Raw genomic sequence first — 24,191 nt, 5'->3', positions numbered from 1 at the left:
TGTGGAAATGCTCCATCTCGAAAGTGGCTGGACAGGCCGCCGACTCATTCGGCAGCAGGTTCAAACTGAAGGGTATGACGGCGTTTTCCGCAGAGAGTTCGTGCTGTGAAAGGGCCATGATGCCCATGACGGCAAGGGTTTGGCCGGGCAATGCCTTGATTTTCGGAGCTAAACCTTGCAGATGACAATTTGAATTTTGTGGTGAGGGAGTCAGATCCCCCCGCCACAAGAAGAGCGTGACCGGATCAACGGGTACCGGTATGACCAAAACCGCCAGTGCCGCGCTCGGTTTCGACAAACTCTTCAACCATCTCAAAGTGAGCCTGCACCACCGGCACCAGCACCAGTTGCGCCAGGCGCTCGCCAACTGGCATGGTGAACTCGGTCTGGCCACGGTTCCAGCAGGAAACCATCAGTGGGCCTTGGTAGTCGGAGTCGATCAGTCCCACGAGGTTGCCCAGCACGATGCCGTGCTTATGGCCCATCCCCGAGCGCGGCAGAATCAGCGCCGCCAGGTTCGGGTCGCCGATATAGACCGACAGGCCGGTGGGGATCAGTACGGTTTCACCCGGCTTGATCACGGTGTCCTGTTCCAGCATGGCGCGCAGGTCGAGGCCGGCGGAGCCCGGTGTGGCGTATTGCGGCAGCGGGAATTCGGTACCGATGCGGGGGTCGAGGATCTTGGCTTGCAAAGCGTGCATGTAAATTAAACCTGGTTCAGACGTTCGGCGATAAAGGTGATCAGCTGACGAGCAATCTTGCTCTTGCTGGTCTGGGCGAAAAGTGTGGCGTGAAGCTCGCGGTCGATGACGCTGCAGGCGTTTTCTTCGCTGTTGAAGCCAATGCTCGGGTTGGCGACGTCGTTGGCGACGATCAGATCGAGGTTCTTGTCTTTCAACTTGCGTGCAGCGTAATCGAGCAGGTGTTCGGTCTCGGCGGCGAAACCGACACTGAACGGACGGTCAGGGCGGGTGGCGATGGTGGCAAGGATGTCCGGGTTGCGCACCATCTGTAGCAACAAGCCGTCGCCGTTCGTAGGATCTTTCTTGAGTTTCTGCGGGGCGACGACTTCCGGACGGTAGTCCGCAACCGCTGCCGAGGCGATGAACAGGTCGCAAGGGATCGCCGCTTCGCAGGCAGCGAGCATGTCGCGGGCGCTGACCACGTCGATGCGGGTAACGCGATCCGGGGTCTGCAGGTGCACGGGGCCGGTGATCAGGGTTACGCGGGCACCGGCTTCCACGGCGGCTTCGGCCAGGGCAAAACCCATTTTCCCGGAGCTGTGGTTGGTGATGTAGCGCACCGGATCGATGTTTTCCTGGGTCGGACCGGCGGTGATCAGCACATGTTTACCGGTCAGTGCCTGACGCTGGAAGCAGTCGGCGGCGCACTGGGCCAGATCAGTGGCTTCAAGCATGCGTCCCAGGCCCACGTCACCACAGGCCTGACTGCCGGACGCCGGGCCGAAGGCCTTGATGTCGCGGCTTTCGAGGGTTTGCAGGTTGGCTTGGGTGGCCGGGTCGCGCCACATGGCCTGGTTCATGGCGGGGGCAACAGCAACGACGGCGTCTGTGGCCAATACCAGCGTGGTCAGCAAGTCGTCGGCAATGCCTTGGGCCAGGCGGGCGATCAGGTCCGCCGTGGCGGGGGCGATCAGCACCAGGTCAGCCCATTTGGCCAGCTCGATGTGGCCCATGGCCGCTTCGGCCGCCGGGTCCAGCAGGTCCAGGTGGACCGGGTGCCCGGACAGGGCCTGCATGGTCAGCGGGGTGATGAACTCTGCGCCGCCACGGGTCATGACCACGCGCACTTCGGCGCCCTGATCGATCAGGCGGCGAACCAGGTCGGCGCTCTTGTAGGCAGCGATTCCGCCGCCGACGCCCAGAACAATGCGTTTCCGATACAGCCGCTGCATAGGCCTGCCTTTCATTTCGTTGATGACTGCATGGCGATACCCCCTCCCCAGGAGTGAAATCGCCCGCAAAAAAGATGGGCTACGATATCACAGCGACCGCTACGGAGCAGCGGCGCCCACAGACAGGGAGGTGTTATGAGTATTCGCGATTGGCCGGCGGCGGAGCGGCCGCGGGAGAGGTTGCTTGAACAGGGCGCGGGAAGCCTTTCGGATGCCGAATTACTGGCGATCTTTCTACGCACGGGCGTGGTGGGCAGGAGTGCAGTAGATCTGGCGCGACACCTGTTGAATCAGTTTGGCAGCCTGCGTTTGCTGCTTGAGGCCGATCAGGAAACATTCAGCAAGCAGCTGGGACTTGGGCCGGCCAAATTTGCACAGTTGCAGGCTGCGCAAGAAATGAGCAGGCGTCACCTGGCCGAGCGTGCGCGCCAAAAGTCGGCACTGGAGAATCCGCACGCGGTTCGCGAGTACCTGAAATCGATGCTGCGCCACGAGCCACACGAGGTGTTTGGTTGTCTGTTTCTCGATTCCAGGCATCAGGTACTGGCGTTCGAGACGCTGTTCCGCGGCTCCATCGACAACACCAGCGTTCATCCGCGAGAGGTGGTCAAGCGCGCCTTGGCCAACAACGCAGCGGCATTGATCCTCTGCCACAACCACCCGTCGGGCAATACCGACCCCAGTCAGTCCGACCGGGTGCTGACCAAGCGCCTGCAAAAGGCGTTGGAGTTGATTGATGTGCGGGTACTCGACCATTTCATCATCGGCGACGGCGATCCGTTGTCGATGGCTGAGTATGGGTGGATGTAGTGCATGGCCCCTGTAGGAGCGAGCTTGCTCGCGATAAACCCGAGAACGCTGCTGGGTGTCTGGCTACCCGCGCTATCGTTCACGACCATCGCGAGCAAGCTCGCTCCTACAGGGTTTTGTGTGGTGGTTGGGTTATTTGATACTGATCTTGGAATAATCCTGCCGGCCGAACGGGCTGACGGAGTACCCCTCGACATCCTTGCGTGTCAGCGCGAAGGCCGTCGGGTGGGCCAGTGGCAGCCATAGCGCCTGCTGCTGGATCTGCGCCTGGGCCTGTTCGTAGAGCTTGCTGCGCACACCTTGCTCGCCGGTGGTCTTGCCGGCGCTGATCAGTTTGTCCAGATCCTGATTGCAATAGCGGGCGAAGTTGGTGCCGGACTTGACCGCGGCGCAGGAAAACTGCGGCGTGAGAAAATTGTCCGGGTCACCGTTGTCGCCGGCCCAGCCCATGAATAGCAAGTCGTGCTCACCGGCCTTGGCTCGGCGGATCAGTTCGCCCCATTCGATCACGCGGATTTCGGCCTGAATGCCGATTTCCGCGAGGTCGGACTGCAGTAGTTGAGCGCCAAGACTTGGGTTGGGGTTAAGCAGGCTGCCGGAAGGGCGGGTCCAGATGGTGGTCTGGAAGCCGTCCTTGAACCCGGCCTTGGCCATCAAGGCTTTGGCCTTGGCGATGTCGTGAGGGTAACCCGGCAGACCTTTCGCGTAGCTCCAGGTGTTGGGCGGATACGGGCCGTTGGCCGCCTCGGCAGTGTCTTCGAACACGGCTTTGACATAGTTGGCCTTGTCGAAGGCAAGATTGATGGCCTGGCGGACTTCAGGCTTGTCCAGTGGCGGATGCTGACTGTTGATGCCGACGAATGCGGTCATGAACGCGTCAGTCTTTTCGACTTTCAGCGTCGGTTCTTTCAGCGCTTCCTGTACGTCCAGAGGCTTGGGCGACAGGGCGATCTGGCATTCGTTGCGGCGCAATTTCTGCAGGCGCACGTTGGCGTCCGGGGTGATGGCGAAGATCAGCGGATCTACAGAGGGTTTGCCACCGAAGTATTCGGGGTTGGCTTTATAGCGAACCGAGGCGTCCTTCTGGAAGCGGGTGAAAACGAACGGTCCTGTGCCGATCGGCTGGCTGTTGAGCTTCTCGGGTGTGCCGGCCTTCATCAGTTTGTCGGCGTATTCGGCTGAATAGATCGAGGCGAAACCCATGGTCAGGGTCGCCAGGAAGGTCGAATCCGGATGGTCGAGGGTGAAGCGCACGGTCTGCGGATCGAGGGCGTCGATCTTCTTGATTAGTGCAGGCAATTGCATCGATTGCGCATGGGGAAAGCCGCTCTGGGCGACTTTGTGCCACGCATTGGCCGGGTCGAGCATGCGGTCGAAGCTGAAAATCACGTCTTCGGCGTTCAGGTCGCGCGTGGGGGTGAAGTACTCGGTGCGATGGAATTTCACCTGCGGGTGCAGCTTGAAGACATAGGTCAGGCCGTCGGGGCTGACTTCCCAGCTGTCGGCGAGGCTGGCGACCACTTTGCCGCTGGCCGTGTCAAAGTCCACCAGGCTATTCATCAACACATCGGCCGAGGCGTTGGTGGTAGTCAGTGAGTTGTACTGCACCACGTCGAAGCCTTCAGGGCTGGCCTCGGTGCAGACGCTCAGGGCGGCGGCAAAGGTCTGGGGGCTCAGCAGAAGCGGGGCGAGCAACAGCGGTAGGGCAGCGAGGCGCATGGTCGGCTTCCTTTACAGATCGAAGGCCCATCTGCAAGTGCAGTCTGGAAAAGTCTTACCCTAGTGGGCTCTTTTGCAAATGACTATCCCCTTTTTCATTTTGAGGGGACTATAGCGCCTCAATTTGCTGTGAGGCGGGCGAGCAAAATCCTGATTTGGCCGGTTGGCCGATTCTCTGCGACGAGCGGTCGCCATCGACGATAGCCTTTGTCCAAGGCGCTCGGAGCCCGGAAAACGGGGTTTTTGTGAATTCAACGCACACTGAATGTTGTTGCTCTCCAGTCTTTCTGGTATAAAGCAGCGCTCTTTTCTAGGGGCCCGGTTCCTTCACTGTAGGTGTAGCCGGTAAGACCTCTAAAGAAACGCGGCGCCTGGCGCCAAATGACTGAGAGATTAAGCGGCCAACCCATGCCGGGTTGGGCATGTGGTTTTAGAGGGCTGAGGCATGTCTAGAGTATGTCAAGTTACCGGTAAGGGTCCGGTGACTGGGAATAACATTTCCCACGCAAACAACAAAACCCGTCGTCGTTTCCTGCCGAACCTGCAGCATCACCGCTTCTGGGTTGAAGAAGAGAAACGTTTTGTGCGTCTGCGCGTATCTGCCAAAGGCATGCGTATCATCGACAAGCGTGGCATCACTGTCGTGCTGGCCGAACTTCGCCGCGATGGCAAGGTTTAAGGGAGCTAATCATGCGTGAATTGATTCGTTTGATTTCGAGCGCCGGTACTGGTCACTTCTACACTACCGACAAGAACAAGCGTACTACCCCGGACAAAATCGAGATCAAGAAATATGATCCGGTTGTTCGCAAGCACGTGATCTACAAAGAAGGCAAAATCAAGTAATTGATTTTTCCCTCTTACGAAAAAGGCCCGTATCGCGAGATACGGGCCTTTTTTGTTGTGCTTGAAAAAGCGGATAGCACTTCAATCTGATCAAGTCACAGCACTTTAGTGCTAAGCCTTCTGTTCAAACGCCACGTAGATCTTGCGGCACGGTTCCAGCACTTCCCAGGTGCCTTTGAACCCGGCCGGGATCACGAAGCGGTCGCCTGCGCGCAGGGTCTTGGCATTGCCGTCGCTGTCACGCAGCACCGAAACCCCCTGCACGATTTCGCAGTATTCGTGTTCGGTGAAGTTCACCGTCCACTGGCCGATGGCGCCTTCCCACACCCCGGCGTTCAACTGACCACAAGGGCTGTTGTAGTGGTTGTAAACCGCTTGCTCCGGGTCGCCCTTGAGCACTTTGGTCGGGTCTGGACGGTAGCGTTCTGCGGCGGTGGTAGCCTGGCTGAAGTCGACGACGTTCTGGATGTTCATTGTTGTTATCCCTCCGTGATTACGGCGCGAGTGGTTGGTCAGACCCAAAGTCTATGTTTATTAAAATGAACATCGCAAGGTCGTTTACCCGCGTTATGTCAAATATATTGAAACTTCATGTGCGGCTGGTTTAGGGTGGTGGATGCCTTGGGCCGAACAGCAGGCTGGACCGGGCAGAATTCCTGACAGCGCCCGCGAAGAACGCGGGTGTCGTATCAATAAGAGGAGGACACTCGCATGACCACCCTGACCCGTGCCGACTGGGAACAACGTGCCCGCGACCTGAAAATCGAAGGCCGCGCTTATATCAATGGCGAATACACCGACGCCGTTTCCGGCGAGACCTTCGAGTGCATCAGCCCGGTCGATGGCCGTCTGTTGGGCAAGATTGCCAGCTGTGACGCCGCCGATGCCCAACGGGCCGTGGAAAACGCTCGCGCCACGTTCAATTCCGGTGTCTGGTCGCGCCTGGCGCCGGCCAAGCGCAAATCCACCATGATCCGTTTCGCCGGGCTGCTGAAACAGCACGCCGAAGAGCTGGCCCTGCTTGAAACCCTGGACATGGGCAAGCCGATCAGCGATTCCCTGTACATCGACGTTCCCGGCGCGGCGCAAGCCCTGAGCTGGAGCGGCGAAGCCATCGACAAGATCTACGACGAAGTGGCAGCCACTCCGCACGACCAGTTGGGTCTCGTGACCCGTGAGCCGGTGGGTGTTGTTGGCGCCATCGTGCCGTGGAACTTCCCGCTGATGATGGCGTGCTGGAAACTCGGTCCTGCGCTGTCCACCGGTAACTCGGTGATCCTCAAACCGTCCGAAAAATCCCCGCTGACCGCCATCCGCATCGCCGAACTGGCTGTCGAAGCCGGCATTCCGAAAGGCGTGCTGAACGTGCTGCCAGGTTATGGCCACACCGTCGGCAAGGCCCTGGCCCTGCATAACGATGTCGACACTCTGGTGTTCACCGGTTCGACCAAGATCGCCAAGCAACTGCTGATCTACTCGGGCGAATCGAACATGAAACGCGTCTGGCTCGAAGCCGGCGGCAAGAGCCCGAACATCGTGTTCGCCGATGCACCGAACCTGCAAGACGCTGCCGAAGCCGCAGCCGGCGCCATCGCCTTCAACCAGGGCGAGGTTTGCACCGCCGGTTCGCGCCTGTTGGTGGAGCGTTCGATCAAGGACAAATTCCTGCCGTTGGTGATCGAAGCGCTGAAAACCTGGAAGCCGGGCAACCCGCTGGATCCGGCGACCAATGTTGGCGCGCTGGTCGATACCCAGCAGATGAACACTGTGCTGTCTTACATCGAATCGGGTCATGCCGACGGCGCCAAGCTGGTGGCCGGTGGCAAGCGTACGCTCCAGGAAACTGGCGGCACTTACGTTGAGCCGACGATTTTCGACGGTGTGAGCAACGCGATGAAAATCGCCCAGGAAGAAATCTTCGGCCCGGTACTGTCGGTCATCGCATTCGACAGCGCCGAAGAAGCCATCGCGATCGCCAACGACACACCGTACGGCCTGGCCGCTGCGGTCTGGACGACCGACATCTCCAAGGCTCACCTCACCGCCCGCGCATTGCGTGCCGGTAGCGTGTGGGTCAACCAGTACGATGGCGGTGACATGACCGCCCCGTTCGGTGGCTTCAAGCAGTCCGGCAACGGCCGCGACAAGTCGCTGCACGCGTTCGACAAGTACACCGAGCTGAAGGCGACCTGGATCAAGTTGTAAGCGTTAAGGGAGGCCTGTTTTAGAGCAGGCCTCCTGAAACGACACAGATCCCTTGTGGGAGCGAGCCTGCTCGCGATAGCGGTGTGACAGTCGACGAAAATGTTGAGTGTTGCTCCGTCATCGCGAGCAGGCTCGCTCCCACAGTGTTTTGTACCGTCTGTAAAAACAATGATTATCCACAGGAGCGTGGAACATGCGTTGGGCGACTTATTTCGCCGTTTTGGCATCTGTCCTGAGTGTCGGCCTGGCCCTGGGTGTCAGCATGCCGCTGGTGTCGTTTCGCCTGGAAAGCTGGGGCTACGGCTCGTTTGCCATTGGCGTGATGGCGGCGATGCCGGCCATCGGCGTTCTGTTGGGGGCGAAAATCTCCAGCCATCTGGCGGCGCGATTCGGCACGGCCAACCTGATGCGCCTGTGCCTGTGGGCCGGGGCGGTTTCGATCGGTTTGCTGGCGCTGTTGCCGAGCTATCCGGTCTGGTTGGTGCTGCGGCTGATGATCGGGGTGATCCTGACCCTCGTATTCATCATCGGTGAAAGCTGGATCAATCAACTGGTGGTCGAGCAATGGCGTGGGCGGCTGGTGGCGCTGTATGGCAGCAGCTATGCATTGAGTCAGCTGGCCGGGCCGGTGTTGCTGGGCTTCCTCGGTACCGAACACGACTATGGCTTTTGGGTGGGGGTCGGTTTGCTGATGGCTGCTCCGTTCCTGTTGCTGGGCCGCACTGGTGCGCCGAGCAGTGAAGCCAGCAGTGTGACCCTGCGTGATTTGCTTGAGTTCTGTCGTGGCCTGCCGGCGATTGCCTGGGCGGTGTCGCTGTTCGCCGCGTTCGAGGCGATGATCCTGACGCTGTTGCCGGTCTATTGCCTGCGCCAGGGCTTCACCACGGAGATCGCCCTGGCGATGGTCAGTACAGTGGTGGTCGGCGATGCGGTGCTGCAATTGCCGATCGGTGCGTTGGCCGATCGCTTGTCGCGACGGGCGTTGTTCACCGGTTGTGCGGTGGTCCTGCTGGTGTCGAGCCTGGCAATCCCGCTGCTGATCGACACACTGCTGATCTGGCCCTTGTGGGTGCTGTTCGGCGCCAGTGCCGGCGGCTTGTTCACCTTGTCACTGATCCTGATCGGCGAGCGTTATCGTGACGATGCGCTGGTGCGGGCTAACGCGCACATTGCACAGCTGTGGGGGATTGGTTGTCTGATCGGGCCGCTGCTGGCGGGAGCCGGCAGCCAGTGGATCAACGGCCATGCGTTGCCGTTGCTGATGGCGGTGGGGGCCTTGGGTGTGTTGATTGTGGTGTCGCGGCAAGGGGCTTTTGGTACCGCTCAGCCAGCCTGATGGGCATCGGGACAATGGTGACGGCCGAGCGTTACAGCATCTTCTCCAGCCCAACCGTATTGCTCATCCACGCATTGAAACGCCGCCACCAACTCCCTGGCTCCTTGGTCAGGGTGTGCATCTTTCCGTTGTCTTCGGTGGTCCAGACGATCTGATCGTTTTCCAGCTCCACCTGATAACTCAGGGCCGGCGCCATGCCCTGTAGCGCCAGTTCACGGACCCGTGCGGCCAATTCCGGGCTGTCCACCAGCACGCCGACTTCGGTGTTCCACAGCACCGAGCGCGGATCGAAATTGAAAGAGCCGATAAAGGATTTCTGCTGGTCGAAGATCATCGCCTTGCTGTGCAGGCTGGAGTCGGAGCCGTGATAGGCGCTACTGGAAAACAGATGCGGCCCACTACCGCTGCCGCCTCCGTCGCCGGGTTGGCGACGCAATTCGTACAGCTTCACACCGTGCTCCAGCAGCGCCCTGCGATAGGGCGCGTAGCCACCGTGCACGGCGGGAACGTCCGTGGCTTCCAGTGAGTTGGTCAGCAAACTCACGGATACGCCGGCATCGGCGCGCCCGGTCAGGTACACCAGCCCCGGCTGGCCGGGCACAAAGTAGGCCGAGATCATGATCAGCTCTTTGCTGACGTTATTGAGTTCAGGTGCGAGTTGCGTGGTCAGCAGCAATTGCGGATCGGGCTCGCCCTTGGCTAGTACCTTGCTTGGCGCATCCCACAATGCCTGGCTCCAGGCCCAGATCAGTTCGCGGCGCCAGATGTCCAGGCGTGGGTGGGTGGTGAAGGTCATCAGGTGTTTGTAGAGCGTGTGATTCTGTTTACGCGTTTCGGCCAGGGACTCTTCCAGTCGGGTGCGGGTGTTTTCCAGGTCGTGGGGTGTGGGTTTGCTCGACAGGAATTCGTCGATCGGCTTGCTCAGAGCGCTGTTCCAGTACTGGTCGAAACTGTGCCCGAGTTGCTCGGCGACCGGGCCGACACCGAGCATGTCGATGTCAGTGAAATTCATGTTGGGCTCGGCATCGTAATACTCGTCCCCCAGATTGCGCCCGCCGACGATGGCCATGCTGTTGTCCGCCAGCCACAGCTTGTTGTGCATGCGTCGATGCTGTTGCGACAGGTTGAACAGCCGGCCCACGGTGCGCGTCACACCCGTACTGCGGCCCAGGTTCAACGGGTTGAACACGCGGATCTGGATGTTCGGATGCGCGGCGAGGGTCGCGATCACCCGGTCCAGGCCGTCGCTGGCGGTGTCGTCGAGCAGTACCCGCACCCGCACGCCCCGGTCGGCGGCCTTGAGCAACTCCTCGATCAACATGCGCGTGCTGATGCCGTCGTGCACGATGTAGTACTGCAGGTCGAGGCTGCTTTGGGCGTTACGGATCAGTTCGGCACGGGCGGTGAAGGCCTCGGTGCTGTCCGATAGCAGGCGAAAGCCCGATTGACCGTTGTAGGGTGCGGCTTGCGCCTGGACCGAGCGGCCGAATGCGGAGTCTGCAGCCGGCAGTGCCTGGCTCGGTACACGCTGAACGTCGAAGCTGGAGCAGCCGCCCAGGAACGCGGCGAGTAGCAGAAGAGCAAGCAGGGGCTGTCTGACTCTCACGTAGGATCGTTCCGTTTGGCGGCGCAGATAGGCATATGGACGCCGATTCCCGAAGAAAAGTCAGTCGCTGAGCTGATCGGTTTCCGCCAGCAGTTTGATCGCGGTCGCACCCACCTTGCGCACAGCGTCTTCGATCTGCGGTGTCGGCTTGGCAGCGTAGTTCATGCGCAGGCAATTGCGATACTTGCCGGAGGCGGAAAAGATGCTGCCCACGGCAATCTGTACGCCCTGGTCGTGCAATGCCCGATTCAGTTTCAGGGTGTCGAAGCCTTCCGGCAGTTCAACCCACAGCATGAAGCTGCCCTGTGGGCGACTGGCGCGGGTACCGGCCGGAAAGTAGCGGGTCACCCAATCAATCATCGCGTCGCGATTGCGTTGGTATTGCGTGCGCATCCGCCGCAAATGCGGTTCGAAGTGGCCGCCCTTGAGGAACTCGGCGATGGCAATCTGCGGCTGTGGCGCGGTGGATCCGGTGCTGATGTATTTCATGTGCAGCACCCGTTCCAGATAGCGGCCGGGCGCGACCCAGCCGATGCGCAGGCCCGGCGCCAGGGTCTTGGAAAACGAACTGCACAACAGGACGCGACCGTCTTCGTCGAAGGACTTGATCGTGCGCGGACGCGGGTAGGTGTAGGCCAGTTCGCCATACACATCGTCCTCGATGATCGCCACGTCATAGCGCTGGGCAAGCGTCAGCAATGCGCGTTTTCGCGACTCCGGCATGATGTAGCCCAATGGATTGTTGCAGTTGGGGGTCAACTGTATGACCTTGATCGGCCACTGCTCCAGGGCCAGTTCCAGCGCCTCCAGGCTGATGCCGGTCAGCGGATCGGTGGGGATCTCCAGGGCCTTCATGCCCAGACCCTTGAGGGTCTGCATAGCACCGTGAAAGCTTGGCGAGTCCACCGCGACAATGTCGCCGGGCTCGCAGATTGCGCGAATGCTGGTGGACAGCGCTTCGTGGCAACCGGTGGTGACCACCAGTTCGCTGGCGCTCAACTGGCAGCCTGAATCGAGCATCAGGCGAGCGATCTGTTCGCGCAGTTCGAGGTTGCCGTGGATGTTGTCGTAATACAGGCCAGGCATGTCCTGCCGACGGCTGATTCGCGCCAGGTCACGCAGCAGCGGTTTCATGGTCGCACTGGTGATGTCCGGCATGCCGCGGCCCAGTTGCACCACGTCTTTGCGCGGCACGGCGCGTATTAACTCCAGCACTTGATCCCATTGGGAAATGTCCACCGGCCGTTGGGCAGGGCGGCCGACTGCCGGCAAATCCGGCAGTTCGCGACTGGCCGGGACGAAGTACCCGGACTTGGGCCGTGGCATGGCCAGCCCGCTGTCTTCCAGCACCCGATAGGCCTGCTGCACCGTGCTCAGGCTGACGCCGTGCTCGACGCTCAGCGCCCGTACCGAGGGCAGCCGGTCACCGGGGCGATAGAAGCCCTGTTCGATACGTGTGCCGAGCAACTCGGCAAGGTTGACGTAAAGGGTCATGGTGCAGCCTCGATTGGGGTGATTCGGGTAACCAGTACAGATCGGGTGAAAAAACGGGATTCAGTGGCGGAATCGGCAAAACTGTATGGAATTAATACAGTTGTTTTGAATCTGTAATGCTTTTTCGCGCCCACGCATCATGGAACCTCTGGCTACCCAAGTAAACAGGAGCATCCAAGATGAACGGTTTGAGCGATGTGCGGCTGACGTTACACAGTCAGGAACTGGCGACCGGGCAGAACAACGGCACGCGGGAGGCGGGCATGGGCAATGCATCGTCCGGCCTGAGTCGCTGGGACCGGTTCTGGCGTCGCCTGCACACGCGCAAGGCCTTGCTGGCCCTGACGGCCGATCAGCTCAAGGATATCGGGCTGACACGGGAGCAGGCGCGGGAGGAGGGGCTGAAGCCTTTCTGGCGGATCTGAAATCCATGGTGATTTTCAGGCCCATTCGCGAGCAGGCTCGCTCCCACAGGGGATTTGCGTATGACCACAAATCCAATGTGGGAGCGAGCCTGCTCGCGATGGCGTCAGAGCTGCCACAAACAATCCTTCAGGCCAACTCTTTAAGCCGATGCCACAACATCCCCAACGCCAGCAACGGCGAACGCAAATGCTTGCCTCCCGGGAAAGTGATATGCGGCACCTTGGCGAACAGATCAAAACCACCACTGTGCTGCCCGCTGATAGCTTCGGCCAGTAGCTTGCCGGCCAGGTGCGTGGCATTCACGCCATGGCCGGAATAGGCTTGGGCGTAGTACACGTTCGGCTGGTCCTTGAGTCGCCCGATCTGCGGCAGGCGGTTGGCGCCGATGCCGATCATGCCGCCCCATTGGTAATCGATCTTCACTGCGCTCAGCTGCGGGAAAACCTCGAGCATTTTCGGGCGCATGTACGCGGCGATGTCTTTCGGGTCGCGGCCCGAGTAATGGCAGGCACCGCCAAACAGCAGGCGCCGGTCCGCCGAGAGCCGGTAGTAGTCCAGCGCCACCCGCTGGTCACAGACCGCCATGTTCTGCGGTAGCAGGGCGTGGGCCTGTTCTTCGCTCAGTGGTTCGGTGGCGATGATGTAGCTGCCGGCGGGCAGGACTTTGCCGCTGAGCTCCGGGTTGAGGTCATTGAGGTAGGCATTGCAACCCAGCACCAGGGTCTTGGCGCGCACCGAGCCCTGGGCGGTATGGACCTTGACCTCGGGGCCATAGTCGATGCGGGTCACGGCCGAGTGCTCGAACAACTGGACCCCCAATCGCTGCGCCGCTGCGGCTTCGCCCAGAGCCAGGTTCAGTGGATGCAGGTGCCCCGAACCCATGTCGATCAGGCCACCCACATAGCGCGTGGAGCCGACCACGGTGTGCATCTCGTTGGCTTGCAGCAAACGGGTCTCGTAGCGATAACCGAGGCTGCGCAGTTCTTCGGCATCCTCGGCGAAGCCTTCAAGGTCACGGGGCTTGTTGGCGAGGTCGCAGTAACCCCAGGTCAGGTCGCAGGGGATCTGGAAGCGCTCGACCCGCTGCCGGACGATCTCCACGGCTTCCAGGCCCATGAGTTTCATTTGCCGCACGCCTTCGGCGCCGACGATGTTGGTGAATTGATCGAGTCCGTGGCCAATGCCGCGAATCAGCTGCCCGCCATTGCGTCCACTGGCGCCCCAGCCGATTCTATGGGCTTCAAGCAACACCACACTGAGCCCGCGTTCGGCCAGTTCAAGCGCCGTGTTCAACCCCGAAAACCCGCCGCCCACCACACAGATATCAGCCAGCACTTCGCCTTTGAGCGCCGCAAGTTCGGGCTGCGGCAGGCTGCTGGCGGCGTAGTAAGAAGCGGTATGGTTCAGGGCAGGCTGTTGAGCACGGGCATTCATGTGCGTGTTCCTGATTCTTGCGTTTGGAAAACCTGACGGAGCATAAGCCGGACCTTCCCGGACGGGCAACATTGGTCGGCTGGTGCTGTCTGGATCGAGGCTTTTGCGTCAGAATCGCGCTCTATTCCGCAATTGGTCACCGCTTCAATGAGCTGCAACAGCCAGACAATCCGCACATTGCGACAACAGATTCCCTCGTTCGAGTGCGTGCCCGGCTGCCATGACTGCTGCGGGCCGGTGACCACCTCGCCGGAAGAAATGTCGCGCTTGCCACGCAAGACCCGCGCCGAGCAGGATGCCGCGATGGAAGAGCTCAACTGTGTGCATCTGGGGCCCAATGGTTGCACGGTGTATGGCGAGCGGCCGCTGATCTGCCGGTTGTTCGGCACCACCAAGACCTTGCCGTGCCCCAATGGGCGCGGGCCGGTGGAGCTGATTCATCCGCGGGTGGAGAAACAGGTGTTCGAGTACATGGCTTCGAACCGACAGGTGTTGGTTTAGACCGTCGAACCGGGTTTCCGCATCGCTAGCAGGCTAGCTCCCACAGGGAATGTGGGTGAGCCACAGATTTGTGTTCACCACCGAACCTGTGGGAGCCAGCCTGCTGGCGATAACAGCACCACAAATGTCAATCCGGAATCGGCAAAGTCAGGCTCTCCTTCACCTCTTCCATCACGATATAGCTCTTGGATTCCCGTACATGAGGAAGCTTGAGCAGAATGTCGCCCAGCAACTTGCGGTACGAGGCCATCTCGGAAATCCGCGCTTTCACCAGGTAATCGAAATCCCCTGACACCAGATGACACTCCAGCACGTGGGGCAATTTCAGCACCGCACGTCGGAACTCTTCGAAAGTATCGCCGGATTTGTAGTCCAGGCTGATCTCGACGAACACCAGCAGACTACCCTTCAGATGCTGCGGATTGAGCCTGGCGTTGTAGCCCATGATGATCCCTTCGCGCTCCAGACGCCGGACCCGCTCAGTACAGGGCGTGGTCGAGAGCCCGACCTTTTCCCCAAGCTCCGTAAAGGAAATCCGCCCGTCCGCTTGCAGGATCCGCAGGATGTTGCGGTCGATCTTGTCCAGCTCACGTTTGGTCTGAGTGTTGGTACGCATAGGGGATGCGCCTCCGTGAAAAGGGTTTTTGCCGAGAATTGTCGCCAAATATAGGCGCTTATATAGTGAAAAGCACTGGCGAATCTTTTTTACACTGCGCGCATCTAAAGCTCTGAATAACAAACGTCAGCGGTTAGCCGCGATGAGGGATATGAAAATGCGCGTCATGGTCTTGGGTAGCGGCGTCATCGGTACCACCAGTGCTTATTATCTGGCCCGTGCCGGGTTTGAAGTGGTGGTTGTGGACCGGCAGCCAGCTGCCGCCATGGAGACCAGTTTCGCCAACGCCGGGCAGGTTTCGCCGGGTTATGCCTCGCCGTGGGCCGCGCCTGGCGTGCCGCTCAAGGCCATCAAGTGGCTGTTGCAGCGCCACGCGCCCTTGGCGATCAAGGCCACCGCTGACATCGACCAATACCTGTGGATGGCGCAGATGCTGCGCAACTGCACCGCCAGCCGTTACGCGGTGAACAAGGAGCGCATGGTCCGTCTGTCTGAGTACAGCCGTGACTGCCTCGATGAACTGCGCGCCGAAACCGGCATTGCCTATGAAGGCCGCAGCCTTGGTACGACCCAACTGTTCCGCACCCAGGCTCAACTCGACGGCGCCGCGAAAGACATCGCCGTGCTGAAAGAGTCCGGCGTGCCGTTCGAGCTGCTCGACCGCGACGGCATTGCCCGCGTTGAGCCGGCCCTGGCCAGCGTCACTGACATCCTCGCCGGTGCCTTGCGCCTGCCGAACGACCAGACTGGCGACTGCCAGATGTTCACTACCAAGCTCGCAGAAATGGCTGCGAACCTCGGTGTGCAATTCCGTTTCGGCCAGGACATTCAGCGCCTCGACTTCGCCGGTGACCGCATCAACGGCGTATGGATCGACGGCAAGCTGGAAACCGCTGACCGCTACGTGCTGGCCCTCGGCAGCTACTCGCCGCAACTGCTCAAGCCGCTGGGGATCAAGGCACCGGTGTACCCGCTCAAGGGCTATTCCCTGACCGTGCCGATCACCAACCCGGCGATGGCTCCGACTTCGACCATTCTCGACGAGACCTACAAGGTCGCGATCACCCGTTTCGACAACCGCATCCGCGTTGGCGGCATGGCTGAAATCGCCGGTTTTGACCTGTCGCTAAACCCGCGTCGCCGGGAAACCCTGGAGATGATCGTCAACGACCTTTATCCTCAGGGCGGCGATCTGGCCCAGGCCGATTTCTGGACCGGTCTGCGTCCGACTACGCCGGATGGAACGCCGATCGTTGGCGCCACCCCGTTCAAGAATCTGTTCCTGAACACCGGTCACGGCACGCTCGGCTGGACCATGGCGTGCGGCTCGGGTCGCTTGCTGGCTGACTTGATGGCAAAGAAAAAGCCGCAGATCAGCGCCGAAGGCCTCGATATTTCCCGTTATGGCAGCAAAACCCAGGAGCCTGCAAAGCATGTCAGTCCAGCGCCAGCTCACCAATGAGCGCATGAGTCAGATCGTCACTCATAACGGTACGGTTTACCTTGCCGGACAGGTCGGCGATGACATGAACGCCGGGATTGAACAGCAGACCCGTGAAACCCTCGCCAACATCGAGCGGTTGCTCGATCTGGCCGGCACCGACAAGCACAATCTGTTGTCGGTGACGATTTACCTGAAAGACATCGACGCGCATTTCGAAGGCATGAACGCGGTGTGGGACCAGTGGCTGCCAAAAGGCGTCGCTCCGGCCCGCGCCACAGTCGAATCGAAACTGTGCGAACCGCAAATCCTGGTCGAGCTGTCGGTTGTAGCCGCTCTGCCATAAGCTTTCAGACAGATCCCTCTCCCGGTGCTGTTGGCGGTTCACGCCGTCAGCCAGCACCGGTTTTTCTTCCCGATAACCCGACCAGAAGTCTGCCGCCATGCGTCCTGCCCGTGCCCTGATCGACCTTCAAGCCCTGCGCAACAACTACCGAATCGCCCGTGAGCTCACGGGGGCCAAAGCCCTCGCGGTGATCAAGGCCGATGCCTATGGCCATGGCGCGGTACGTTGCGCCCAGGCGCTGGAAGCCGAGGCGGACGGGTTTGCCGTGGCCTGCATCGAAGAGGCGTTGGAGCTGCGGGCGGCGGGCATTCGCGCGCCGGTCCTGCTGCTGGAAGGTTTTTTCGAAGTCGATGAGTTGGCGCTGATCGTCGAGCATGATTTCTGGTGCGTGGTGCATTCGCTGTGGCAGCTTGAAGCCATCGAGAAAGCGGCGTTGAGCAAACCGATCACCGTGTGGCTGAAGCTCGATTCGGGCATGCACCGCGTGGGGCTGCACCCGGCGGATTATCAGGCGGCCTATCAACGGCTGCTGGCCAGCGGCAAGGTCGCAAAAATCGTGTTGATGAGCCACTTTGCGCGTGCCGACGAACTGCACGAGCAGGCCAGTGCCGATCAGGTGGCGGTATTTGAAGCGGCGCGCAAGGGCTTGTCCGCCGAGGTCAGTCTGCGCAACTCGCCGGCGGTGCTCGGTTGGCCGCAGATTCCGAGCGATTGGGTGCGCCCGGGCATCATGCTCTATGGCGCCACGCCCTTCGAAGAAGCCAACGAAGTGGCATCGCGGCTGCAACCGGTCATGACCCTGGAATCGAAAGTGATCAGTGTGCGCGAGTTGCCGGCTGGCGAGCCCGTCGGTTACGGCGCCAAATTCATCACCCCTAAACCGATGCGCATTGGCGTCGTGGCCATGGGTTACGCCGACGGCTACCCGCGTCTGGCACCGACCGGCACGCCAGTGCTGGTTGCCGGGCAGCGCAGCCAGTTGATCGGCCGGGTGTCGATGGACATGCTCTGTATCGATCTGACCGATGTGCCGCAGGCCGGTCTTGGTTCGACCGTCGAATTGTGGGGCAAAAACATCCTCGCCAGTGATGTGGCCATGGCTGCCGGCACGATTCCTTACCAGATTTTCTGCAACCTGCGCCGAGTGCCACTGCTCTATTCCGGGGCTTAGTGCGCAGGGCTCCAGACCGGAAGTCGCCTCGCTGAGCAGGATTCAGGTCAAGGTGTTGTAAATACTGAACGCTGTCGCCATGATAACGCTCACTATTCCAACAATCTGAATCCTGGAGGCGCAAGCTTTGGACGTCGGTGAACGACTGCAATCCATCCGTAGGCTCAAAGGCCTTTCCCAGCGTGAGCTCGCCAAACGGGCGGGGGTCACCAACAGCACGATTTCGATGATCGAGAAGAACAGCGTGAGCCCTTCGATCAGTTCGCTGCGCAAGGTGTTGGGCGGGATTCCCATGTCCATGGTCGAGTTCTTTTCCGAAGAAATCCTGCAGGAGAAACCGACTCAGATCGTCTACAAGGCCAACGAGCTGATCGATATTTCCGATGGCGCGGTGACCATGAAACTGGTCGGTCGGGCGCACCCGAGCCGGGCTATCGCATTCCTCAATGAAATCTATCCGCCAGGTGCCGACACCGGTGACGAGATGCTCACCCATGAGGGCGAGGAAACCGGCATCCTGGTCGAAGGAAAACTGGAACTGGTGGTCGGTCTCGAAACTTTTGTCCTCGAAGCCGGCGATAGCTACTACTTTGAAAGTACCAAGCCACACCGTTTCCGTAATCCGTTCGACGTGCCGGCGCGACTAATCAGCGCAGCCACGCCGGCAAATTTCTAAGAAAAGAGGCGTCCTGCCAGCATCGCAGAGGCGCCCGGGCTGTTTTTCCGTCGCGGCCTAAGACCCCTCCGACTTTGGGGTTGTTTCAGTGCGACGGGCTTACCGCTATACTTGCGCCCGCCTGCGAACCGTGGCCGTAGGCGTGACTAGCCACCATTGAGGGTGAACGCGTGAACCTAATTATGAAAATGCTGGCTGCACCAGCAACCGTATTGGCCCTATGGGCTGTCAGTGTCAGCGCTCAGGCTGCGACCAACGACGAAATTGCCAAACGCCTTGAGCCAGTCGGCCAGGTTTGTGTTCAGGGTAAAGAGTGCAAGGGCATGGAAGTCGCCGCTTCGGCCGGCGGCGGTGGCGGTGCGAAAACTCCGGATGAAGTGATTGCAAAACATTGCAACGCTTGCCACGGTTCAGGCCTGTTGGGCGCGCCGAAAATCGGTGATGCCGCCGCTTGGGGCGAGCGCGCCAAGAAAGAAGGTGGTGTTGACGGCCTGCTCGCCAAGGCGATCTCCGGCATCAACTCGATGCCGCCAAAAGGTACCTGCGCCGATTGTGCAGACGCCGAGCTCAAAGGCGCCATCCAGAAGATGTCCGGCTTGAAATAAGCCTGAGTCTTGCTGGTGAAAAGCCGCTTTCGAGCGGCTTTTTTGTGCCCATCGTTTCAATGAACACCGCTGCCCATCTGTAGGAGCGAGCCCGCTCGCGATGGTCGTCAACGATAACGCGGCGAACCTGATGCCCCGCGGCGTCTGTGAATCTATCGCGAGCAAGCTCGCTCCTACAGTTTTTATAGGCTGGTCAATGCAGCAAAGACACGGCAAGCTCGGTCCAGGCCCAAGTCATGGAACGTGAGGGAGGACCCGATGGTTCAGTTGTGCTCTATCGAACAGGCAGTCGATGACGTCTTGGCACGGTTGCCGGCGCATATCCACATGGGCCTGCCTCTGGGGTTGGGCAAACCCAATCACTTCGTCAACGCGCTGTATCGGCGAATCGCACAGTCACCCGAACGACGGCTGACGATCTACACCGCGTTGTGCCTGGGGCGCCCGCCCTTGGGCGATGGATTGCAAAAACGCTTTCTCGAACCCTTCATCGAACGGGTTTTCGGCGATTATCCCGAGCTGGATTTTCTTGCCGATCTGCGTCGCGATGGTCTGCCGGGCAACATCCACATCCAGCAGTTCTTCATGCAGCCCGGCAGCCTGCTCAACAGTGCCACGGCGCAACAGGATTACGTCAGCAGCAATTACAGCCATGCGGCGCGGGACATCAATGCCGCCGGTTTGAATCTGGTGGCGCAACTGGTGGCCAGCCATGCCGAGCATCCCGACCGCTTGAGCCTGAGCTGCAACCCGGACATCACCCTCGACCTGTTACCGATGATCGCCAAGCGCCGCGCTACGGGGGAAACCATCCTGATGGTCGGGCAGGTGCACAACGATCTGCCCTACATGCCCGGCGATGCGGAACTCGGCATCGACACCTTTGACCTGTTGATCGATGAGAAGGACAACACCACACTGTTTTCCACGCCGAACATGCCGGTGGGGTGTCAGGACCACTTCATCGGCCTGCACGCCAGCACTCTGGTGCGTGACGGCGGCACCTTGCAGATCGGCATCGGTTCCATGGGGGATGCGCTGACGGCGGCGCTGCTGGTACGGCAAGCCGACAATGACGAATACAGGGCTTTGCTGGCAGACGTAGAGCTCAGCCATTGGGCGCAACTGATCGAGCGCGAAGGCGGCATCGGCCTCTTCGCCAAAGGCCTGTATGGCTGCAGCGAAATGTTCGTCAACGGTTTGCTGGTGCTGGCGGATGCCGGGATCGTGCGGCGCAAGGTCTACCCGGACGTGGCGACCCAACAGCAGGCGAATGCCGGCACCCTCGACGAGGCGGCACAAACCGATGGTATCTCGGTGCACGGCGGTTTCTTCCTCGGTCCGCGCAGCTACTACGAACGCTTGCGCGAATTACCGCAAAACAAGCGGCTCGAATTCAACATGACCCGCATTAGCTACATCAACGAGCTCTACGGCCAGGAAGAACTCAAGCGCTTGCAGCGCCTGGATGCGCGGTTCATCAACACCGCGTTCACCGTGACCTTGCTCGGTGCCGCGGTGGCGGATCAGCTCGAAGATGGACGTGTGCTCAGCGGCGTAGGCGGGCAATACAACTTCGTGGTGCAGGGGCATGCGTTGCAAGGCGCGCGCTCGGTGTTGCTGCTGCGCAGCTGGCGCGAGTCTGGTGGCGACGTCAGCTCGAACATCGTCTGGGAATATGGTCACTGCACGATTCCCCGGCACTTGCGGGACATCGTGGTCACCGAATACGGCATCGCCGATCTTCGTGGCAAAACCGATGCGGCAGTGATCGAGGCTTTGCTCAACATCAGCGACTCGCGTTTTCAGCCGGGATTGATCGAGCAGGCGCAGAAAGTCGGCAAATTGCCCAAGGACTTTTGTCTCGATCCGCGCTTTACCGATAACAGTCCGCAGCGTTTGCAGGCGATTCAGGCGCGGCATCCACGGCTGTTTCCGGAGTATCCGCTGGGCTGTGATTTCACCGAGGTCGAGCGCGATCTGTTGCGGGCGCTGAACTGGCTCAAGAGCAAATTCAAGCTGAGCGAGGTGCTGGAGTTGGGCAAGGCAGCGCTGGATGCGCCGGAGCCTGCGTTGTTCCAGGAGCACCTGCAGCGCATGCAACTGGCCAACCCGGAGGGCTTGATGGAAGACCTGTTTCAGCGCTTGTTGCTCATGGGTCTCAAGGCCACTACGCAATAACTGCTCGCCCAAAAACAACTGTAGGAGTGAGCCTGCTCGCGATAGCGGTGTATCAGCCAATGACTATGTCGGCTGACACTATGCAATCGCGAGCAGGCTCGCTCCTACAGGGGTACTACTTTGTCCCGGCTTTATTCGATGAAGGTCACGACACCATCGGCCAGCGACTTAACGCGCGCCAGGGACTCTACGCGATAACCCTGCGAGTCCAGTTCCGCACGGCCGCCCTGGAATGACTTCTCGATCACGATGCCCAGGCCCGCCACGGTGGCGCCGGCCTGCTTGATGATCGAAATCAGTGCCTGGGACGCCTTACCGTTGGCCAGGAAGTCGTCGATGATCAGCACGCGGTCGCTGCTGGTCAGGTGGCGCGGGGAGATGGCCACGGTGCTTTCGGTCTGCTTGGTGAACGAGTACACGGTCGCCGACAGCAGGTTTTCGGTCAGGGTCAGGGACTGGTGCTTGCGGGCGAAAATCACCGGCACACCCAGATTCAGACCGGTCATGATCGCAGGCGCAATGCCCGAAGCTTCGATGGTGACGATCTTGGTGATACCCGAATCCTTGAACAGCGTGGCGAATTCGTCGCCGATCAGCTTCATCAGGGCCGGGTCGATCTGGTGGTTCAGAAAGGCGTCGACTTTCAGGACCTGGTCGGAAAGCACGATGCCTTCTTCGCGAATTTTTTTGTGCAGGGCTTCCATGAAGCTGTCCTCTGTTGGCGCTTTATGCGCCCTAAGGTTGTAAAAAAGTGGTCAATTCTAGCGCTTTAACATCGCGCGTATATCCGCCAGTGCGTTGTTGCCTCGCACGGCTTTGACTTCGGTCGGTGTGTCGTCGTTGCCTTCCCAGGCCAGATCGTCCGGCGGCAACTCATCGAGGAAGCGGCTCGGCGCGCAGTCGATGATCTCGCCGTACTGCTTGCGCTTGGCGGCGAAGGTGAAGGCCAGGGTCTGGCGCGCGCGGGTAATGCCCACGTAGGCCAGGCGACGTTCTTCTTCGATGGTGTCGGCTTCGATGCTGGAACGGTGCGGGAGGATTTCCTCTTCCATGCCCATGATGAACACGTAGGGGAATTCCAGGCCCTTGGAGGCGTGCAAGGTCATCATCTGCACACCTTCGGCGCCGTCTTCCTCTTCCTGCTGGCGCTCAAGCATGTCGCGCAGGACGAGTTTGCCGATGGCGTCTTCGACGGTCATCTCGCCTTCTTCGTCTTTTTCCAGGGTGTTCTTGAGCGCCTCGATCAGGAACCAGACGTTACCCATGCGGTAGTCGGCGGCCTTGTCGCTGGAGCTGTTGGTACGCAGCCAGTTCTCGTAGTCGATGTCCATGACCATGCTGCGCAGGGCCGAGATCGGGTCTTCGCCGGCGCACTGCTCGCGCACCCGGTCCATGAAACGCTTGAAGCGCGAGAGGCGATCGGTGAAGCGGCTGTCCAGATGCTCGCCCAGGCCGATCTCGTCGGTGGCGGCGTACATCGAGATCTTGCGCTCGGTGGCGTAGTTGCCCAGCTTCTCCAGGGTGGTCGAGCCGATCTCGCGGCGCGGCACGTTGATCACCCGCAGGAATGCATTGTCGTCGTCCGGGTTCACGATCAGGCGGAAGTAGGCCATCAGGTCTTTCACCTCCTGACGCCCGAAGAAGCTGTTGCCGCCGGACAGGCGATACGGCACCTGGTGATGCTGCAACTTCAGCTCGATCAGCTTGGCCTGGTAGTTGCCGCGATAGAGGATCGCGAAATCACTGTACGGTCGGTCGGTGCGCAAGTGCAGGCTGAGGATTTCCATGGCCACGCGCTCGGCCTCGGCGTCCTCGTTGCGGCAACGGATCACGCGGATCTCGTCGCCGTGGCCCATTTCACTCCACAGCTGTTTTTCGAACTCGTGGGGGTTGTTCGAGATCAGTACGTTGGCGCAGCGCAGGATGCGGCTGGTGGAGCGGTAGTTCTGCTCCAGCATCACCACTTTCAAGGACGGGTAGTCTTCCTTGAGCAACATCAGGTTTTCCGGTCGAGCGCCGCGCCAGGCGTAGATCGACTGGTCGTCGTCGCCCACCACGGTGAACTGGTTGCGCTTGCCGATGAGCATTTTCACCAGAAGGTACTGGCTGGCGTTGGTGTCCTGGTACTCGTCGACCAGCAGGTAACGCACCTTGTTCTGCCACTTTTCCAGGATGTCGGCGTGCTCTTCGAACAGCTTCACCGGCAGCAGGATCAGGTCGTCGAAGTCCACCGCGTTGAACGCCTTGAGCGTGCGCTGGTAGTGGGTGTAGACGATGGCAGCGGTCTGCTCCTTGGGGTTGCGCGCGTTTTCCAGGGCCTGGGCTGGCAGGATCAGGTCGTTTTTCCAGGCGCCGATCATGTTCTTGATCTCGTCGACACCGTCGTCGCCCGAGTATTCCTTCTGCATGATGTCGGTCATCAGGGCCTTGACGTCGGTCTCGTCGAAGATCGAGAAGCCCGGTTTGTAGCCCAGCCGCACGTGTTCCTTGCGGATGATGTTCAGGCCCAGGTTGTGGAACGTGCAGACCGTCAGCCCGCGCCCTTCACCGGCACGCAGCAGGGTGCCGACCCGTTCCTTCATTTCGCGGGCGGCCTTGTTGGTAAAGGTCATGGCGACGATGTACTGGGCGCGAATGCCGCAGTTCTGGATCAGGTGCGCGATTTTGCGCGTGATCACGCTGGTCTTGCCGGAGCCTGCACCGGCGAGCACCAATAGAGGGCCGCCGACGTAGTTCACGGCTTCTTGCTGCCGGGGATTGAGTCGGGACATAGGTAAATTCAGGAGTCAGTCACGAAATGGGCCGGCATTTTAACAGGCTCAGCGAATTGTGCTGCTCTGTCCGACTTGTGACGCAGCACGCT

Annotated in this window: 23 protein-coding genes; 13 read left to right on the top strand and 10 right to left on the bottom strand. The window is 60.2% G+C overall.

From position 1 onward, the window contains the following. Positions 1 to 245 precede the first annotated feature (245 nt). Positions 246 to 701 carry a dUTP diphosphatase gene (dut, locus tag AC3ITA_RS28200; RefSeq protein WP_007975171.1) on the bottom strand — a complete coding sequence of 152 codons (456 nt, stop codon included), beginning with the start codon at positions 699 to 701 and terminating at the stop codon, positions 246 to 248. A gap of 5 nt (positions 702 to 706) precedes the next feature. Further along, complete coding sequence (coaBC, locus tag AC3ITA_RS28195; protein WP_095943397.1) at positions 707 to 1,915, bottom strand: bifunctional phosphopantothenoylcysteine decarboxylase/phosphopantothenate--cysteine ligase CoaBC; 1,209 nt, start codon at positions 1,913 to 1,915, stop codon at positions 707 to 709. Positions 1,916 to 2,050: 135 nt separating this feature from the next. On the opposite strand from coaBC, the gene radC reads away from it, so the two are divergent. After that, positions 2,051 to 2,725 carry a RadC family protein gene (gene radC / locus AC3ITA_RS28190; protein WP_095943396.1) on the top strand — a complete coding sequence of 225 codons (675 nt, stop codon included), beginning with the start codon at positions 2,051 to 2,053 and terminating at the stop codon, positions 2,723 to 2,725. A 132-nt stretch (positions 2,726 to 2,857) separates the two neighbouring features. Here the strand turns inward: radC and AC3ITA_RS28185 are convergent, their stop codons facing one another. After that, positions 2,858 to 4,444, bottom strand: a complete 1,587-nt coding sequence (locus AC3ITA_RS28185; RefSeq protein WP_150671940.1) for an ABC transporter substrate-binding protein — start codon at positions 4,442 to 4,444, stop codon at positions 2,858 to 2,860. Positions 4,445 to 4,889: 445 nt separating this feature from the next. Between AC3ITA_RS28185 and rpmB the strand changes: the two genes are divergently transcribed. Both rpmB and rpmG read left to right on the top strand, forming a co-directional pair. Continuing rightward, a complete protein-coding gene (gene rpmB / locus AC3ITA_RS28180) occupies positions 4,890 to 5,123 on the top strand; it encodes a 50S ribosomal protein L28 (protein ID WP_007975166.1) in 234 nt (77 codons plus the stop codon). A gap of 11 nt (positions 5,124 to 5,134) precedes the next feature. Further along, the gene (gene rpmG, locus AC3ITA_RS28175) at positions 5,135 to 5,290 is read left to right on the top strand and encodes a 50S ribosomal protein L33 (RefSeq protein ID WP_003177274.1); all 156 of its coding nucleotides are present in this window, start codon (positions 5,135 to 5,137) and stop codon (positions 5,288 to 5,290) included. Positions 5,291 to 5,401: 111 nt separating this feature from the next. On the opposite strand, the gene AC3ITA_RS28170 is transcribed toward rpmG, so the two are convergent. Then, positions 5,402 to 5,764, bottom strand: a complete 363-nt coding sequence (locus AC3ITA_RS28170) for a cupin domain-containing protein (RefSeq protein ID WP_095943394.1) — start codon at positions 5,762 to 5,764, stop codon at positions 5,402 to 5,404. A gap of 237 nt (positions 5,765 to 6,001) precedes the next feature. Here AC3ITA_RS28170 and AC3ITA_RS28165 point away from each other — a divergent pair, with 237 nt between their 5' ends. Together AC3ITA_RS28165 and AC3ITA_RS28160 are read left to right on the top strand one after the other, a co-directional pair. Then, the gene (locus tag AC3ITA_RS28165) at positions 6,002 to 7,495 is read left to right on the top strand and encodes an aldehyde dehydrogenase (protein WP_150671941.1); all 1,494 of its coding nucleotides are present in this window, start codon (positions 6,002 to 6,004) and stop codon (positions 7,493 to 7,495) included. Positions 7,496 to 7,688: 193 nt separating this feature from the next. After that, positions 7,689 to 8,831: an MFS transporter gene (locus tag AC3ITA_RS28160; RefSeq protein ID WP_150671942.1), complete on the top strand. Its 1,143-nt coding sequence runs from the start codon at positions 7,689 to 7,691 to the stop codon at positions 8,829 to 8,831. Between the two features lie 31 nt (positions 8,832 to 8,862). On the opposite strand, the gene AC3ITA_RS28155 is transcribed toward AC3ITA_RS28160, so the two are convergent. Next, positions 8,863 to 10,437 carry a phospholipase D family protein gene (locus AC3ITA_RS28155; protein WP_489278972.1) on the bottom strand — a complete coding sequence of 525 codons (1,575 nt, stop codon included), beginning with the start codon at positions 10,435 to 10,437 and terminating at the stop codon, positions 8,863 to 8,865. Positions 10,438 to 10,497: 60 nt separating this feature from the next. Next, on the bottom strand, positions 10,498 to 11,931 hold the full coding sequence (locus tag AC3ITA_RS28150; protein WP_095943390.1) for an aminotransferase-like domain-containing protein: 1,434 nt from the start codon (positions 11,929 to 11,931) through the stop codon (positions 10,498 to 10,500). Positions 11,932 to 12,110: 179 nt separating this feature from the next. Between AC3ITA_RS28150 and AC3ITA_RS28145 the strand changes: the two genes are divergently transcribed. After that, the gene (locus AC3ITA_RS28145) at positions 12,111 to 12,356 is read left to right on the top strand and encodes a DUF1127 domain-containing protein (protein WP_150671944.1); all 246 of its coding nucleotides are present in this window, start codon (positions 12,111 to 12,113) and stop codon (positions 12,354 to 12,356) included. A gap of 127 nt (positions 12,357 to 12,483) precedes the next feature. On the opposite strand, the gene AC3ITA_RS28140 is transcribed toward AC3ITA_RS28145, so the two are convergent. Next, a complete protein-coding gene (locus AC3ITA_RS28140) occupies positions 12,484 to 13,791 on the bottom strand; it encodes an NAD(P)/FAD-dependent oxidoreductase (protein ID WP_150671945.1) in 1,308 nt (435 codons plus the stop codon). Between the two features lie 147 nt (positions 13,792 to 13,938). Between AC3ITA_RS28140 and AC3ITA_RS28135 the strand changes: the two genes are divergently transcribed. Beyond that, positions 13,939 to 14,292 (top strand): YkgJ family cysteine cluster protein, encoded by a 354-nt coding sequence (locus AC3ITA_RS28135; RefSeq protein ID WP_126048280.1) that lies wholly within the window; start codon positions 13,939 to 13,941, stop codon positions 14,290 to 14,292. Positions 14,293 to 14,419: 127 nt separating this feature from the next. Here the strand turns inward: AC3ITA_RS28135 and AC3ITA_RS28130 are convergent, their stop codons facing one another. After that, the gene (locus AC3ITA_RS28130) at positions 14,420 to 14,908 is read right to left on the bottom strand and encodes an Lrp/AsnC ligand binding domain-containing protein (RefSeq protein WP_007975155.1); all 489 of its coding nucleotides are present in this window, start codon (positions 14,906 to 14,908) and stop codon (positions 14,420 to 14,422) included. Positions 14,909 to 15,065: 157 nt separating this feature from the next. Here AC3ITA_RS28130 and dadA point away from each other — a divergent pair, with 157 nt between their 5' ends. From dadA to AC3ITA_RS28100, 6 genes are all read left to right on the top strand, one after another. Further along, positions 15,066 to 16,370 (top strand): D-amino acid dehydrogenase, encoded by a 1,305-nt coding sequence (gene dadA / locus AC3ITA_RS28125; protein WP_095943447.1) that lies wholly within the window; start codon positions 15,066 to 15,068, stop codon positions 16,368 to 16,370. Next, on the top strand, positions 16,342 to 16,695 hold the full coding sequence (locus AC3ITA_RS28120; protein ID WP_095943386.1) for a RidA family protein: 354 nt from the start codon (positions 16,342 to 16,344) through the stop codon (positions 16,693 to 16,695). Before dadA ends, AC3ITA_RS28120 begins: the two co-directional genes overlap by 29 nt. A 97-nt stretch (positions 16,696 to 16,792) precedes the next feature. Continuing rightward, positions 16,793 to 17,866 carry an alanine racemase gene (gene alr / locus AC3ITA_RS28115; RefSeq protein ID WP_095943385.1) on the top strand — a complete coding sequence of 358 codons (1,074 nt, stop codon included), beginning with the start codon at positions 16,793 to 16,795 and terminating at the stop codon, positions 17,864 to 17,866. A gap of 127 nt (positions 17,867 to 17,993) precedes the next feature. Continuing rightward, on the top strand, positions 17,994 to 18,542 hold the full coding sequence (locus AC3ITA_RS28110; RefSeq protein WP_008023455.1) for a cupin domain-containing protein: 549 nt from the start codon (positions 17,994 to 17,996) through the stop codon (positions 18,540 to 18,542). Positions 18,543 to 18,724: 182 nt separating this feature from the next. Beyond that, the gene (locus AC3ITA_RS28105; protein WP_095943384.1) at positions 18,725 to 19,147 is read left to right on the top strand and encodes a c-type cytochrome; all 423 of its coding nucleotides are present in this window, start codon (positions 18,725 to 18,727) and stop codon (positions 19,145 to 19,147) included. Between the two features lie 258 nt (positions 19,148 to 19,405). Then, on the top strand, positions 19,406 to 21,328 hold the full coding sequence (locus AC3ITA_RS28100) for an acetyl-CoA hydrolase/transferase C-terminal domain-containing protein (protein ID WP_095943383.1): 1,923 nt from the start codon (positions 19,406 to 19,408) through the stop codon (positions 21,326 to 21,328). Between the two features lie 131 nt (positions 21,329 to 21,459). Here AC3ITA_RS28100 and AC3ITA_RS28095 read toward each other — a convergent pair whose 3' ends face one another. Continuing rightward, the gene (locus tag AC3ITA_RS28095) at positions 21,460 to 22,032 is read right to left on the bottom strand and encodes a xanthine phosphoribosyltransferase (RefSeq protein WP_046038985.1); all 573 of its coding nucleotides are present in this window, start codon (positions 22,030 to 22,032) and stop codon (positions 21,460 to 21,462) included. A 57-nt stretch (positions 22,033 to 22,089) separates the two neighbouring features. After that, positions 22,090 to 24,099 carry a DNA helicase Rep gene (gene rep, locus AC3ITA_RS28090; RefSeq protein WP_095943382.1) on the bottom strand — a complete coding sequence of 670 codons (2,010 nt, stop codon included), beginning with the start codon at positions 24,097 to 24,099 and terminating at the stop codon, positions 22,090 to 22,092. Between the last annotated feature and the right edge of the window lie 92 nt (positions 24,100 to 24,191).

It is taken from the genome of Pseudomonas sp. GL_090, from assembly GCF_057837765.1.
Note: the sequence above shows the minus strand (reverse complement) of the source record. Positions and strands in the feature narration are given on the sequence as shown.